At 32.8% G+C, this 15,389-nt stretch carries 15 protein-coding genes; 3 read left to right on the plus strand and 12 right to left on the minus strand.

The window, feature by feature from the left end; genetic code table 11:
• Positions 1–17: 17 nt before the first annotated feature.
• The 4 genes from J2Y38_RS21870 to J2Y38_RS21885 are packed head-to-tail and all read right to left on the minus strand — an operon-like array spanning position 18 to position 3,244.
• Positions 18–1,109, minus strand: coding sequence for a sensor histidine kinase (locus tag J2Y38_RS21870; RefSeq protein ID WP_309846838.1), 1,092 nt, complete (start codon positions 1,107–1,109; stop codon positions 18–20).
• Positions 1,110–1,439, minus strand: coding sequence for a DUF4907 domain-containing protein (locus J2Y38_RS21875; RefSeq protein WP_309846840.1), 330 nt, complete (start codon positions 1,437–1,439; stop codon positions 1,110–1,112).
• Complete coding sequence (locus J2Y38_RS21880) at positions 1,429–2,436, minus strand: kelch repeat-containing protein (protein ID WP_309846841.1); 1,008 nt, start codon at positions 2,434–2,436, stop codon at positions 1,429–1,431. The genes J2Y38_RS21875 and J2Y38_RS21880 overlap by 11 nt, the downstream gene beginning before the upstream one ends.
• A gap of 16 nt (positions 2,437–2,452) precedes the next feature.
• A complete protein-coding gene (locus J2Y38_RS21885) occupies positions 2,453–3,244 on the minus strand; it encodes a DUF6268 family outer membrane beta-barrel protein (protein ID WP_309846844.1) in 792 nt (263 codons plus the stop codon).
• A gap of 281 nt (positions 3,245–3,525) precedes the next feature.
• On the opposite strand from J2Y38_RS21885, the gene J2Y38_RS21890 reads away from it, so the two are divergent.
• Together J2Y38_RS21890 and J2Y38_RS21895 are read left to right on the plus strand one after the other, a co-directional pair.
• Positions 3,526–4,854 (plus strand): DUF4270 family protein, encoded by a 1,329-nt coding sequence (locus J2Y38_RS21890; RefSeq protein ID WP_309846847.1) that lies wholly within the window; start codon positions 3,526–3,528, stop codon positions 4,852–4,854.
• The gene (locus tag J2Y38_RS21895) at positions 4,855–6,093 is read left to right on the plus strand and encodes an aromatic hydrocarbon degradation protein (protein ID WP_309846848.1); all 1,239 of its coding nucleotides are present in this window, start codon (positions 4,855–4,857) and stop codon (positions 6,091–6,093) included.
• On the opposite strand, the gene murI is transcribed toward J2Y38_RS21895, so the two are convergent.
• From murI to J2Y38_RS21935, 8 genes are all read right to left on the minus strand, one after another.
• Entirely contained in the window at positions 6,094–6,870 is a 777-nt protein-coding gene (murI, locus tag J2Y38_RS21900; RefSeq protein WP_309846851.1) for a glutamate racemase, read from the minus strand.
• Between the two features lie 149 nt (positions 6,871–7,019).
• Positions 7,020–7,523, minus strand: a complete 504-nt coding sequence (locus J2Y38_RS21905; RefSeq protein ID WP_309846853.1) for an OmpH family outer membrane protein — start codon at positions 7,521–7,523, stop codon at positions 7,020–7,022.
• A 13-nt stretch (positions 7,524–7,536) separates the two neighbouring features.
• A complete protein-coding gene (locus J2Y38_RS21910) occupies positions 7,537–8,559 on the minus strand; it encodes an OmpH family outer membrane protein (RefSeq protein WP_309846855.1) in 1,023 nt (340 codons plus the stop codon).
• Positions 8,560–8,618: 59 nt separating this feature from the next.
• The gene (locus J2Y38_RS21915) at positions 8,619–11,375 is read right to left on the minus strand and encodes a POTRA domain-containing protein (protein WP_309846858.1); all 2,757 of its coding nucleotides are present in this window, start codon (positions 11,373–11,375) and stop codon (positions 8,619–8,621) included.
• Entirely contained in the window at positions 11,308–12,048 is a 741-nt protein-coding gene (locus tag J2Y38_RS21920) for an isoprenyl transferase (RefSeq protein WP_053471628.1), read from the minus strand. Before J2Y38_RS21920 ends, J2Y38_RS21915 begins: the two co-directional genes overlap by 68 nt.
• A 5-nt stretch (positions 12,049–12,053) precedes the next feature.
• Positions 12,054–12,743 (minus strand): DUF6089 family protein, encoded by a 690-nt coding sequence (locus J2Y38_RS21925; RefSeq protein WP_309846860.1) that lies wholly within the window; start codon positions 12,741–12,743, stop codon positions 12,054–12,056.
• A gap of 173 nt (positions 12,744–12,916) precedes the next feature.
• On the minus strand, positions 12,917–13,801 hold the full coding sequence (locus J2Y38_RS21930) for an NAD kinase (RefSeq protein WP_309846861.1): 885 nt from the start codon (positions 13,799–13,801) through the stop codon (positions 12,917–12,919).
• A 91-nt stretch (positions 13,802–13,892) separates the two neighbouring features.
• Positions 13,893–14,552 carry a CBS domain-containing protein gene (locus J2Y38_RS21935; RefSeq protein ID WP_053471625.1) on the minus strand — a complete coding sequence of 220 codons (660 nt, stop codon included), beginning with the start codon at positions 14,550–14,552 and terminating at the stop codon, positions 13,893–13,895.
• A 116-nt stretch (positions 14,553–14,668) separates the two neighbouring features.
• On the opposite strand from J2Y38_RS21935, the gene J2Y38_RS21940 reads away from it, so the two are divergent.
• The gene (locus J2Y38_RS21940) at positions 14,669–15,382 is read left to right on the plus strand and encodes a pyridoxine 5'-phosphate synthase (protein ID WP_309846863.1); all 714 of its coding nucleotides are present in this window, start codon (positions 14,669–14,671) and stop codon (positions 15,380–15,382) included.
• Positions 15,383–15,389: the final 7 nt, after the last annotated feature.

Here is a 15,389-nt window from a genome sequence, read left to right on the forward strand (position 1 = left end):
ATGTATCATTTTAACGTTTATATCATTTTAATTTCGTCTAATTTTAAACTTAAATGAACGCGATAAAAATGATTATCCTGATTAATAGTTAGTTCGTGTGCGTTTGGATAAAGTAAATCTAATCGGCTTTGAATATTTATAAGCCCGATACCAGAATTGTCAGGATCTTTTTCATAATTTTCGATAGTATTTTCGATCCAAAAATCCAGATCATTTTCAGAAATGAATATTTTAATTTTTACATGCGTAGCACCTTTGTAATCGGTTCCGTACTTAAAAGCATTTTCGACAAAAGAAATTAAAAGCAAAGGTTCAATAAACTTGTTTTTAGTATTGCCGTGAACATTTATTACAATGTCTTCAATATTATTTAACCTGAGTTTTTGCAGTTCAATATAATTCTGGATGTAATTGATTTCTTTTTCTAAAGCCACCGTTTTGTTATCTGTTTCGTAGAGCATATAGCGCATTAATTCAGATAAGGTTACGATGGCATCAGGGACCAAATCAGATTTCTTATGTGCCAGAGAATAAATACTGTTTAATGAATTGAATAAAAAATGCGGATTGGTTTGCTTACGCAGATATATCAATTCGGTATTCGTTCTGTGTGTTTCGGCGATTAATTTGTTTTGCTGATTATTGTAAAACTCTGTCAGTGTTCTAATAACGGCGCTTATGGTAATAATTAGAATATAGAAAAAAGATGGGCCAATTTTAAAAAACAACGGCTGTCTCGCCGGCGCCATCATTACTCTGCCTCTTTGTTTATACAGGTTAATTGCTTCGGGCGGAATCATTCTTGTTCTCATGTGTCTAAACTCAGGAATAAAATAATGTATCCTGATAATCATGAAAACGGCGATAATAATAAAAATGAACAGACAATATTTCCAATACTTTTTTTGTAAAAGAAGGGCAGGTACCAAGTAAAAATAATTCAGATAAAATAACAAAATTCCTGTTGCCCATTGTACATAGAAATCATTATTGATTCTAAACGGACTTTCATAAAATTGAATCAGCGATGTTAGAATAAAGAAAATCCAAATCATAAAATGGAATAGTATTTTATTTGAATTTGTATTTTTAATGGTATCTAGTGTCATTTATAATTTTATTTTTAATAAAATTAATTCATTTTTGGTTACCGTTGGAGATAAGTTTTGTTTGAGTTTTTCAACCACAAAATGAGCTGTTTTTAAAGCATCTTTTTCTGTCGAAAAACTTTTATTATCATTTATTACAGGAATAATCGATTGTTTGATTATGATTTTATCTTTATAAGAAATCGAATATCCCCAGCCTGAATTTGTTTTAAATGATTCGGTTTTAAAAAACTCCTTTTTTGTACAGGAAACGATTTGTAAAACCAGGATCAAAAGCAATAAATTCTTCTGGATTTTACCCCAGAAGAATTGTTTAATATTAATTGTCATCGTCGCTTTGTTCATCTTGAGGTCTAAATTCCCATGCATCATCAAAGTAAGAAGAACCAATTCTTCCTAACATATAAAAACCACGATTGTTAATTGCAAAAGCAACAGCATCAATTCTGGTTGCGCCTTCCATTGATGTTCTTTCTACCCAAAGATCTGTTGAAGGATTGTACTCCCAAACCGTTTTGATGTTTTCACCGCCCACAACATATCCTAGTCCGCTCATTGTAAAACTAGAAGCATTAGATCTTGTTATAGCATAATCATCATTCCAGGTGTAATCATCATCTGTATCTTTATCAATGTCTCTTTTTCTGGTCCAGACATCAGTTGCAGGGTTAAATTCCCAAAAATCTTCCTGATAAACACCGTTATTAATTCCGGTTACCAAATAAGCTTTATCTGAAATTACAAATACAGTTGCATTACGTCTTTTATTACCGCTAAATCCGTTTACAAGCGTCCATGTATTTCCTTGGTCATCATATTGATAAAAATCTTTTAAATAATTTCCATCATAACCAGTTCCAAAATAAGCTTTTCCACCAGCCTGAAACCCAACGGCTCCATAACGGCCAGTTCCGGCAAAATCAGCTTTTTGAGTCCAGCTGTTGCTTGATGGATCATATTGATAGAAATCTTTTAATTTATTAGTTCCATCATAACCAAGTCCAACATAACCTTTATCATTTAGCGTAAAGCTAGATGCCGAACTTCTTGCAACACCTGTGAAATTAGCTTTTTGTTCCCAGTAATCTCCAGTTGAGTTGTAAGCCCATAAATCTTTTAAATATTCATCACCAGTGTAGCCCGTTGCTACATAAGCATAATCTCCAATTACAAAACTTGTTGCACTAGATCTTGCAGGACCGTCAAACGCTGATTTTTTAATCCAGTTACCTACTAAATCATCGTCGTCGTCGTCATTGCTGCAGCTTATAAAAAAGAGGCTTGAAAGCAGGGTTGCGAATAATATTCCTTTTTTTAGATTATTCATAGTGTTTAAAATTTATTTATTGTTTGTATTTGATGCCAATTCCTAAAATGTATCCGTTACTTATGTTGAAATCATAAACGGTATGATTTTCACTGTTGGTTAATTTGTATTTTTTGTCAAAATCATATCCGGCTTTAAAATTTAAAAACCAGTTTTTATCGACATTTCTTTCATATTCAAAAGAGGCTGTCATTTGTGATAAAGTTGCTTTTGCAGCATTTTTATCAATTTCATTTTGAATATTTAAATTGTAAAAACTTCCGTTAAAGCTGTTATTTAAGCTAAACTTGTTGCGAATGTTATTCGAATACGAAATCCTTGAATCCGGAAAACCAATCAGCACATTAGCGTTGTCATTCACTTTATAATTTAAAGATGCTGAAGGCAGAAATTTTGGGTTTCCAAAAACACTAGTTCGGGCCGCTCCAATACTTAAAGTTGTTTTTGAATTTAATTCCTGTTTTATTTCAAAACCTCCTAAAAGTGTAAAATCAGAAAAACCTAAATTTTCCTGAAAACTGAACATTGGCGTAACCGCAAAATTCAGTTTTGTCGAATTTGATATTTCCTGCGAAAATTCAAATTTGTTCTTAATCAGCTGCAGCTTGTCTAAATTCTCAAATGATTCATAACTGCCTAAATCATAGTTTACATTCAAATTCGAATATTCCAGCGTATTTGTTATCAGGCTTTTTGAACTTATTTTTTTGCTGAACGAGATACCAATACCTGTTTCAGTAAAATCAATTTTGTCAGTGGGTTCTGTTTTTAAATTCAGTTGCACTGAAAAATTTTCCTGCGCTTTCATATTTAGAAACGACACTAAAAAAACCGAACAAATTATAAACCTTATTTTCATTACTTATTTATTGGTTCAAAAGTAGGTTGGAGAAGGTTTTAAAAAAAAGAAGATATATGTATGGCTCTTTTTGATAGACAAAACAGCCTTTTTTAAGGCCGAATGAAATATTTATTTGCGATATTCCATTGTAGATGTTTTTTCGCCGTTTATAGTCTAAAAACACGAGACTGTATATGTTATAGTGTGGTGCAGAAGACAGCATTTTATATTTGCTCAAAAAATTGATTATGAGCAAGTTTTTATTAATGTTAGTTTTTGCTTTTACTATATTTTCATGCGGTACAGATACTGATGGAGGAGAATTTGTTGTTGGCTCTGATTATTTGGCTATAAATAATAAAGTGGTTATGATCGACACGTTAACAGTCGAAATGTCAACCATAAATTTTGATTCGCTTGTGACTTCGGGCCAAAGCCGTATTCTGGTAGGTAATTATGATGATCCTGTTTTGGGAAAAGTAAAATCAAACAGTTATTTCCAGCTTTCCGGAGATTCTTACGCCTTGAATAATTCAGGTTCAGATACGGAGACCGTAAAATTCGTTTTTGATTCTATCTCAATGATTTTAAAATATGATAATTACTATTACGGAGATACTACTCAGGTTCAAAAATTTGACATTCATAGATTGACCCAAAAAGTAAAACCAAATACAGACGACGATAGTTTTTATAATAACTCCACGTTAAGTTACAGCGACGAAAGTCTGGGCACTATTTCGTATAAACCCCGCCCAATTGAAAAAGATTCTATAAATATCAGAATGAGTGATGTTTTTGGAGAAGCGCTTTTCCAAAAAATAAAAAAGAGAGAAATTACAGATTTGGATAATTTTACAGAATACTTAAAAGGATTAGTGATTGTTCCTTCGACTTCTAATTCATCAAGTGTAATAGGTTTTCATGCTTCTACCAGTAAGGTTCGATTGTATTATTCAAAATACCAGGCTGATACAGAAGCCGATTCTTTTTTTATTGATTTTTCGATGTCAGGCACATCGACACAATTTAACTCTATATCGCTCGATAAAACAGGAACCATAATTCAAAATTTACCCGTTTCCAGTAGTAAACTTTCAAGTTCCTTAACAAACAAACAAGGATTTATTCAGTCTGGTACCGGAGTTGCCTGCCGCATTGATTTCCCCAATATAAAGCAGCTTAAATATATTTCAAATAACGGAGCCATTGTCGATGCCCAAATGTTTATAAAGCCGGTAAACAATTCATATTCTAATAAATATCCTCTGGCAGATTCTTTAAAAGTGTATGTGGCCGATAATTTAAACAGAATCAGCGGCAGTTTGCTTAACTCTGCAGGAGCGGCAGTTTATGGAAATTTGAGTAAGAAAAGCGATGAGTTTAATGAAAATATAGGTTATACCATTCCACTTGGCAGTTTTTTGCAGAAAGAAATGCTAAAAACATCAGACTCAAGATCATCCCTAATATTAACATTACCCGGAATTTCTAAATCAGTTAACAGGCTGGTTTTAGGAGATCAAAAACATCCCGAAAATAAAATTCTAATAAAAATTTATTACCTCTCCTATTAAATGAAAAAGAAAATAATTTTTGTAAGTTGCTTCATTTTAATGGCGCTGACTTCATTTTCTCAAAGTATTTCGAGTTCTCCCTATTCATTGTACGGTTTAGGAAGTGTGTATGATGCAGATTTTGGCGGTATTTCATCCATTGGATCTTCCGGAATTGCTTTGCCGTCAGATAGCTTTATCAATAATCTAAATCCGGCATCTTTGGGTTTTATGCCTTTAAATCATTTTATGCTTGATATTGGAGGAAAAGCCATTGGAACAACATATCAAAGTAAATCGAAAACAGAGAAGCGAAATAATTTTCAGTTCTCGCATTTGGCTTTTGCTTTTCCCGTAACGAAAAATTCAGGCTTTAGTGTAGCGCTTAAGCCATATTCAAGTTCTACGTATAAAATTTCAAATCTTTTACTGCCTATTGCAGATAGTAAGGAATCGTATAATTTGACGGCTACAGGTTCTGGAGGACTAAATAACTTTGATTTTTCATACGGATATCGTTTTGGTAAAAAACTTACTGTTGGAGCTTCTGCAGCTTTATTATTTGGAAGTATTACTGATGACCGAAGTTTTCTTATTTTGAATTCTCTTACTACTGTCCATAAAAAAACGGATTATAACGGACTTCGTGCTACTTTAGGAACGCAGTATAAAATTGATTCGACATTAACAATTGGAACAACGTTTAAGCTTCCGGCTCAAATTAAAGGATCAAAAGTTCAATCGGTTCAAACCATTGCAGATGAGGTTACCAATGATATTGAGACTGGAGTAAGTTCGAAAGTTGACAATTATTATATGCCTTTAGAAATAGGAATAGGAATTAGCAAACGATTCAAGAATGTTTTGAACATGACTTTAGATTACGAAAAAAGTTTGTGGAATGATACCAGACAGTCTGATCTTTATGGCGATTTTGTAAACCAGGACAGATTTGCCCTTGGATTTTCTTATTTTAATGTCAATAGGAATATGCGAAAATATTGGGATAGAATAACGTATTCGGCGGGAGCAAATTTTGATACCGGCTATTTAGAAGTTGACGGCAAAAGAGTTAACAATGCCTCCATTTCTGTGGGCGTTAATCTGCCAATAGAAAACACTTATTCGGCCTTAAATATTTCATACTCCTATGGACAAAGAGGCAGGATATCAGAGAATCTTATAAAAGAAAATTATCATAAGATATCTCTTAATTTATCTTTAGACGGAATTTGGTTTGTGAAACGAAAGTTTGAATAATTAAAAATCTTTTTCAATTACCGGATATTTATCTTCTAAAATAGATTTTAAAACCGCTGGATTTGAATTAACATAAAATATAGGCTCGCTTTTTGGGGCGTCAGTAAAACCGACTTTTTCACGCAATATATTTTGTGTTTGTCTTGCTACTGCCTCTCCAGAATCTATAATTTGAATGTGATCAGGAAGTATCTTTTTAATCTGCGGAATTAAATAAGGATAATGACTGCAGCCTAAAACAAGATAATCAATATTGGCATCGATCATAGGCTGTAAATACTCTTCTAATAATTGGGTCATTTCCGGAGAATGTAAATTGCCGTCTTCAATTAATTTAACCAGGTTGTAACCAACCTGTTCAATAATTGTAGTATGCTGAAACATCTCTGCTGTTTTATTAAACAGTTCGCTGTTTAAAGTTCCTTTTGTAGCCAGGATTCCTATAACCTGTGTTTTAGAATTATTGGCAGCAGGTTTAATTGCAGGTTCAATACCTATAAACGGTACATCATAATCATTACGAAGTTCCCAAATTGCATTTGTTGTTGCGGTGTTGCATGCCACTACAATTAATTTGCAATTATTTTCCAGTAAAAACTCTACATTTTTTTTACTTAAGGCCACAATCTCTTCCTTTGTTTTTTGACCGTAGGGAGCATTTTTGCTATCGGCTAAATAAATTGTTTTTTCGTTTGGAAGTAAATCGTGAATTTCTTTCCAGATTGAAGTTCCTCCAATACCAGAGTCGAAAACGCCTATAGGATTATTGTTTGTCATAATACAAAATTAGTATTTTTTGAAATAAAAATATATTCCAATTTAGTAGAAATCTGGAAATATTAATGGTTTTTAATTTTAAATAAATGTAAAAAAAAACTGCTTAAATTTTAAAAATTTAAGCAGTTTAATTTAAAGGAATTCGTTTATTAGAATCCTAAGTCTTTTTTAACGTCAGCAGTAATGTTTGGACCATCAGCTAATAAAAGAGTAGAACCATCTAAAACATATTGGAAACCTTTAGCTTTACCAACTTTTTGGATAGAAGCTCTTACTTTTTCCATTAAAGGTTTTACGATATCAGTTTCTTTTTGTTGAAGTTCTTTTTGAGCATTGTCTCTGTAATCAACAATTCTTTTTTGCATATCCTGAACTTCTTTAGAACGGTCACCGTTTACAGCTTCAGTTACAGTTGCAGCTTCAGCTTCATACTTTTTAATTTTAGTTTGGTATTCATCAACCATTTTTTTGTATTCAGCATCATATGTCCCACTTAATTTTTGCAGTTGATTTTGAGCATCTAACATAGCAGGCATTTTCGACATAATCTCGCTAACATCAACATGGGCAACCTTCGCCTGTGCGTTCGTTGTATTACTTGCTCCTAAAATAAGTATTGCAGCAATTAGTAAAGTTTTGATTTGTTTCATCATTTTAAAAAATTAATTAATTATTGGTCGTATTTGTTTTTTGTGTTTCGGCCTCTTTTGCTTTTTTAGCCGCTTCTCGTTCCTCGAGTATTTTTTTTCTTCTCTCTTCTAATTCTTTTTTACGCTGTTCGTAAAGCTTTTGTCTCTCTGCTGCTTTATCTACTGCAGGTTCTGTTGTCGCAGGCTCAGTAGTTGTTGTAGCAGGTTTAGCCGTTTCTCCAGGTTTAGCCGTTTCAGTTGTTTTTGCTGCCTCGGTTGTTTTTGCTGGTTCAGAAACCGTGCCATTTTTTTTAGCTTCTCTCTCTGCCTGAATTGCTTTTCTTCTGTCGTCGTATTCTTTTTTCTTAGCTTCCTGCTCCAGTCTTCTGTCTTCAATCAGTTTTTCTCTCGCAGTTCTCTTTTCATCTAATGCTTTTTGACGATCTGCCATTGCCGGATTTTCATCAATTGCATTTTCCTTGCTCTCTTTGGCTTCCTGATCTTTCAATTGTTTTTTAGTCAATTGCTCTCTTTTCTCAGTTCTGTTTAAAACACGCAGTACCTGATCACTGATATCGAATCTTTTATTGCTGAAAAGCATTGTCAAATCTGATGACTTATCAAAAATGAAATCATAATTTTTAGCTTCAGCAATATCTTGAACAGCTGTAAAAACCTGATCCTGAATTGGCTTTGCTAAAGCTGATTTCTGTCTCATTAAATTTCCATCAGCACCAAATTGTTTTTGCTGATAATCCAGCATTTCATTTTCCTGAAATTTAATTTCAGTTTCTCTTTCATCAATTAACTCTTTAGTCAATAAAGCTTTTTCTGCCTTAAGATTTTCTTTAAGAGTATTGATGTTTAATTTTTTGGCTTCTATTTCTTGTTTCCACTTTTGAGCTTTTAGCTCTAATTGTGCTTTTGCTTCTTTGTAATCAGAAACATTTTCCAAAATATATTCCATATCAATGTAACCGATTCTAGTCGTCTTACCTTGAGCCTGACTTGTATTTACCGCAATCAAAACTAAAAATATAAATAAAAACCGTTGTTTCATAACATTACTTTATTTTGAATTTTTAGCCAAAGGTATTAAAATTTGTACTAAAACCCGCACTAAAACTGTTGACCAATAATAAAATGTGTCTCCCAGCCATTTGCCTTGTTTGTAACTGACCCTGGAAGAGCATCAAAACCGTAACCGAAATCAATTCCTAATAATCCAAATGCAGGCATGAATACACGTAAACCAGCACCAGCAGAACGACTCAAATCAAACGGGTTATAATCTTTAAATGATGGATATGACGAACCTGCTTCTAAAAACGTCAAAGCATAAATCGATGCAGACGATTTTAATGTAATAGGATAACGCAATTCCATTGAGAATTTGTTATACACAGTCGCTCCAATCTGTTGTCCTAATGCATTAACAGGTGTCAGCGAGTTGTTCGGATAACCTCTTAATTGTATTGTTTCTCTACCATCCATAGAATAGTTTGCCATTCCATCTCCTCCTAAATAGAAACGCTCAAACGGAACAACACCTCTTGATTGATCATAAGCTCCTAAGAAACCAAATTCTGTTAATGTTCTTAAAACTAATTTTCCATACACTTTAGTATACCAGTCTGCTTTAAATTTTACTTTATAGTATTCTAACCAGTTATATTTCTTTTGATCAACTTTAGCAGCATCAGTGTCAGCGCTCTGATAATCAGATCCTACACTCACATATTGAGATGATCCGTTTATAACTTGAGCCTTCATGTAATCACCTGGATTTATAGGCTGGCCGTCTGGTCCTTGTTTTGCTTCTCCTGTATATTGTACTTTATATTCTTTTTGATTTGCTAAATCTCCATAGTTAATTCCATTAAATAATGAGTAAGGAGGTGTAACTTTTGCAGAGATGCTAAATTCAGAACCATAAGTTGGGAATATTGGGTTAACCCCTTTGTTACTTCTTGAAAGTCCTATTGTATAAGCAAGGTTTCTTGATGCCCCGTTACCAAATGTAAATAATCCTGTATAGTAATTGTTTAAGTCATAATGCTGATAACTCACAGATTGTGAAAGAACGAAATAATCATCCGGCACCGTTAAACGTTTCGCTAAACCAACTTGAACAGTAAAAATATTAAAACTTTGGCTTTTATCTACAGTTCTGGTTACATAATTGTTATTGAACTGTTTACTGTATGAAATAGAAGAACTGAATTGTACTGGTTTTTTACCTCCAAACCATGGCTCAGAGAATGACAAACTGTACGTTTGGAAATAAGTACTTCCTTGCAAACGAAGTGCTACTTTTTGTCCGTCTCCCATAGGAAGCGGTTTGTAAGCATCTTTATCAAATAATTTTCTAGCCGAGAAGTTGTTGAATGACAAACCTAAAGTTCCAATGAAACCTCCTCCGCCATAACCTCCCTGAAGTTCAACCTGGCTGGATCCTTTTTCTACTAATTGGTATTCGATATCAACTGTTCCTGCAGCAGGATCAACGTTTCTAAATTCTGGTTTAATAGCCTCAGGATCAAAGAAACCTAATTGACCAATTTCACGAATTGTTCTAACTAATTCTTCTTTGCTGTATTTGTTTCCTGGCTTAGTTCTTAACTCACGGTAAATAACGTGGTCATTTGTTTTGTCATTTCCAGTAACATAAATTTTATTGAAATAGGCGATAGGACCTTCAGTAATTCTAATCTCAAAATCAATTGTGTCATTTACAGTTTTTACCTCTACAGCATTAATTTTAGAGAATAAATAACCATTATTTTGGTATAAGTTCGTGATATCTTCTCCGTCAGGTTTTGTGTTATCAGCGATTCTTTTTTCTAGTAAAACACCATTATAAGTTTCTCCTTTTTTGATACCTAAATAACGGTTTAACTGCTGATCTGAATATACGGTATTACCTAAAAACTTAATGTTTCCGAAGTAGTATTTATTTCCTTCTTCTACATTAATTTTTATAGCAAGCATATTTTTGTCTTTGATATAATTAAGAGAGTCATAAATAATACGTGCATCACGATACCCTTTTTCTTTGTAAGCAGCGATAACTTTTTCTAAGTCGGTTTTGTATTTTTCAGGAATGAATTTAGAGGCTTTAAAAACACGAAGCAGGTTTTTCTGTTTCGTATCCTTCATAGCAGCTCTTAGTTTTGTATCGCTAAGCTGTTGATTTCCTATGAAATCAATACTTTTAATTTTAACTTTATCTCCTTTGTCTACCCTAACAAGCATATTTACCTGATTTCCGGCGGTACTGTCTGGAGTAGTAGTAATGGTAACTTTTGTATTGTAAAAGCCGTCCTTTTTATACTTGTTTTCGATGTAATTTTTAGTAGTCGTAATTAAGTTTTCGTTTACAATTTTATTTTTGGTTAAATTGTTATCCTTAATTAATCCTTCGACTTTACTTTTCTTAACGCCGGTGATTTTAACTTCATTTAATTTTGGAAGTTCAACAATATTTAAATCTAAATAAATACTGTCGTTTTGGACTTTATTGATATAAAAAGAGATTTCGTCAAAAAGGCCTAGTTTACCTAATTTTTTGATAGCGCCAGTGATTTCTTCACCTGGAACTGTTATTTCATGCCCCACTTGAAGGCCTGAGAAAGTAACAACAGTCTGCTCATTGAAGCTTATTTTACCAACAACAGAAACTTTAGCCAGAATATATTTTTTTCCTTGGTCAAAAGGAACTCTATCTTGAGCTTTAACTTGTGAAAAACTACCCAATAGTAAAAGGGTACAGATTATTTGTGGTATTCTTTTTTGTAACACTAAAAAATTATTTAATTTGTTCACTGGTTTTTCCAAATCTACGTTCTCTTTTTTGATAACTAATAATAGCCTCATATAAATCTTGATCTTTAAAGTCTGGCCACAAGACATTAGTAAAATATAATTCAGCATAGGCAATCTGCCACAACAGAAAATTACTTATTCTATGTTCTCCACTTGTTCGTATTAATAAATCTACGTCAGGTAAATTTTGCGTGTAAAGATGCTCATTTATAATTGAATCGTCAATAGTGTCTATTGAAATTATATTATTTTTAACTTTATCACTAATCACTCTAACAGCATTTACCAATTCCTCTCTGGAACCATAGCTTAAAGCAAGGGTTAACGTTAGTCTGGTATTGTTTTTGGTCTTCTCAATTACGTCTAAAAGTTCCTTTTGTGCCGATTTTGGTAATTTATCAAGATTTCCAATTGCATTAAGTCTGATATTGTTTTCTTGAAGTGTAACTAGCTCTTTTTTTAAGGAATTGATCAATATTTTCATTAATGCCTCAACTTCAAGTTTAGGGCGATTCCAGTTTTCTGTAGAAAAAGCATACAAGGTTAGGTACTCAATACCAAGTTTGGCACAAGTTGTAATTGTTTTTTTTACAGATTTGGTGCCGTTTTCATGTCCAAAAGCTCTTAAGAAGCCTTGCTGTTTAGCCCAGCGCCCGTTTCCGTCCATAATAATGGCCAGATGTTTTGGTAAGTTTGATTGATCTATAGAGTCTAGTAAATTCATTTTTATTATTCTGCGCAGTAGCAAGGTTTTTGTCCAAAGGTATAAGTTAAAGTAATACCTGAAAAGACATACCAGTCATTATTATTTAAATTTCCGAATTTTAAAATGTTTTCATTGCTGGTATCAGGATTACTTCCGTCAATATTGTCGGTAAAAGTATATCGTGCTCCAACTTCGGCACCTATAACAAAATGAGGAGTTACATTTGATTTGATTCCGAGTGTTATAGGTATAGCAAATGAATTTGAATTTATCTTTTGCGTTGTATTAAGGCTGTTTATATTACGATATAAGCCATCATAAAGAAAGAAGCTTAAACCTGAATATATATAAGGAGTAATTTTTGTGTGATAATCATGAAGATTAAAATCGAAAAAATTAAATTCTAAACCAGCAGAAAATTCTTTTACCTCGTTTTCAAAACGATATCCTCTGTTGCTGCGGCTTGTTTCGTCTGAATCTGCATCATTTCCAAGAATATTAGACTGTGTATAAGAGAAACGATAAGAGTGTCTTGGACTTTTGTTCCATTTGTACAAAATACCAAAAGCCGGTTTATTTGGGTTAATGTAAGTTGTACTTCCCACATCACCAACAAAGTTACTTCCGCCAATAAACACACCAAGCTCATTGATTTGAGCATTAAGTGTAATAAAAGGGAAAAAACATAACAATAAATTAAAAATTTTCTTCATTTAATTCAGAATTGCGTGCAAATATAATAATTATCAATACGAATCAAAGTTCCTTTAGATAAATGTGCTTTTTTTTCAATTTACATTATGATTTTGAGCAATTTAATGATGATTCGCTATATGCAGAACGAGAAAATGTGGTATTATCGTATAGTGATGAAGGAGAAAAGAGTTTAATTTCTCTTGTCTTCTCCCCAGAGCAGTTTGTTTCTTAAGGTTTTTAAGAACGTTTCGCCTGGAATCTCAACCATTTTTATTTTATAATCTGTTTTTTTAATCTTAAGAATCGATTCGTTTTTTACCGAAGAAATTCTGGAATCTAAGGAAACCAAATATTGATCTTCTCTTCCTGTTACGCGTAAAGTAATTTCAGTATCGTCTGGAATAACAAGCGGTCTGGCAGTTAAATTATGGGGTGCAATTGGCGTGATTACTAAACTTTTTACATCTGGAGTTAAAATTGGTCCACCACAGCTTAAGGAGTAACCTGTAGAGCCTGTTGGAGTAGAAATGATCAAACCATCTGCCCAGTAAGAATTTAAATATTCATTGTTTAAATAAGTCTCAACAGTAATCATCGAAGTGGTGTCTTTTCTGCTGACTGTAACCTCGTTCATGGCAAAATTAAGTTCTGCAAATGCGTCATTTTTAGGTTCGCAGGTTATACCCAGTAAAGTTCTTTCAGAAGTTGTGTAGTTTTGATCGATAACATATTGCAGCAGACTGTCAATGTTTTCCTTTTGAACTTTTGCAAGAAAACCTAATCTTCCTGCGTTTATACCTAATAAAGGAATACCTGAATTACGAACAAAAGCCGCCGCTCTCAAAATCGTTCCATCGCCGCCAATACTAATCAGCATTTCAAAACTATTATCTAAAGTAGTACTTGGAGAAAAAGTTTTATACTCCTTTTTTACAAGCTGCTTATCGTAAAGCATATCCAGAAAATTTTCCTCAATTACCATTTCTACATTATTGGAATTGAAAAAAGAGAAAATATCTTTTATAATAGGTTCGGTACTGTTTTGATAATATTGTCCGTAAATGGCTATTTTCATTCTTCTTAATTAGATAATGAGGAAATGTGTTAATTTGATAATTTATTAGTTGAGAATATTTTCTAATTTTCTCATTGACCAATTTTCTAATTTAAATATTAAGATACTTGTCTAAATAATCAGAGCGTTCTTTTAAACTATTGATATAGGTGTCTTCCTGATGTTCTGAAATAATTTCATAACCATATCTTCTATACGTCTGAATAATTTCATTCATCGCTCCCAAACCTATTTTTATAGTAATCTGAACATTTTCGACATCGGCTTCAGAAACAAAACAGCCTAAAATTTTACCATTATTGCTTTCTACAATTTGGGTTACTTCGCTCATAGAATAATCCAGTAGCCCTTTTTGAACAATAATAATTCCACCTTGTTCCTTTAAAAATGGTGTTTCCTGAAAAAACTTCATAATATCTTCCATTTCATAATAGCCTATGTAGCTGTTATTCTCATCAAGAATAGGAATAATATTAGTGTGATTTTTTGCGAAGACTTCCAGAACATCCAGCCAGATCATTGATTTTCTGGCAAAAAAGCGTTCTAAAGTATATTTGTAGTCAATAGCTTTTTTATCGGTATCAAACGTTTCAACATCATCAGAAGAAATACTTCCAATGAAAATCCCATCTTCTAAAATCGGAAAATGAGAAAAATTTACATCGATAAAAAAGTCCTGAATCGATGCTATCGTTTCCTGACTATCAATCGCTCTGAAATCATTTGTGATATAGTTTGTAATTTCTGTCATAAATCAATCGAAGATATTTGATGCAAAATAATCAAAAAATACCAAAAACTGCTGCGTTTTACTTTGTATTTTTGTCGTAACAAATATAGTGTTACTTGAATTAATTATCTATTTATATGACAAAGTTAAGTGTTAATATCAATAAAATTGCAACGTTACGAAATGCGCGAGGCGGAAATGTTCCTGATTTATTAAAAGTTGCTTTCGATATTCAGCGTTTTGGAGGGCAGGGAATTACCATTCATCCACGTCCGGATGAGCGTCATATCCGCTATCAGGATGCACGTGATTTAAAAGCAATTGTTACTACAGAATATAATATTGAAGGGAATCCGCAGCATAATTTTATTGATTTAGTTTTAGAATGCAAACCAGATCAGGTTACTTTGGTTCCAGATGCAATTGGAGCCATTACATCTTCTGCAGGCTGGGATACCATTAAAAATCAGGATTATTTAACCGAAGTTATTCAGGAATTTCAAAGAAACGGAATCAGAACATCAATTTTTGTTGATCCGGTTTTAGAAATTATCGAAGGAGCTAAAAAAACAGGAACAGACAGAATCGAATTATATACAGAAGCTTTTGCGCATCAATATGATTTAGGAAACAAAAACGGAATCGATCCGTATGTGAAAGCTGCAGAATTAGCGAACGAATTAGGTTTGGGAATTAATGCCGGACACGATTTGAGTTTAAATAATATTCAGTTTTTCAAACAAAATATTCCGGGATTATTAGAGGTTTCTATTGGTCACGCTTTAATTTCAGAAGCACTTTATCTTGGTTTGGATAATGTTGTGAATATGTATTTGAATAAATTGAAGTAAGATTAAA

This window comes from Flavobacterium sp. 2755 (assembly GCF_031455715.1).
Taxonomy (GTDB): Bacteria; Bacteroidota; Bacteroidia; order Flavobacteriales; family Flavobacteriaceae; genus Flavobacterium.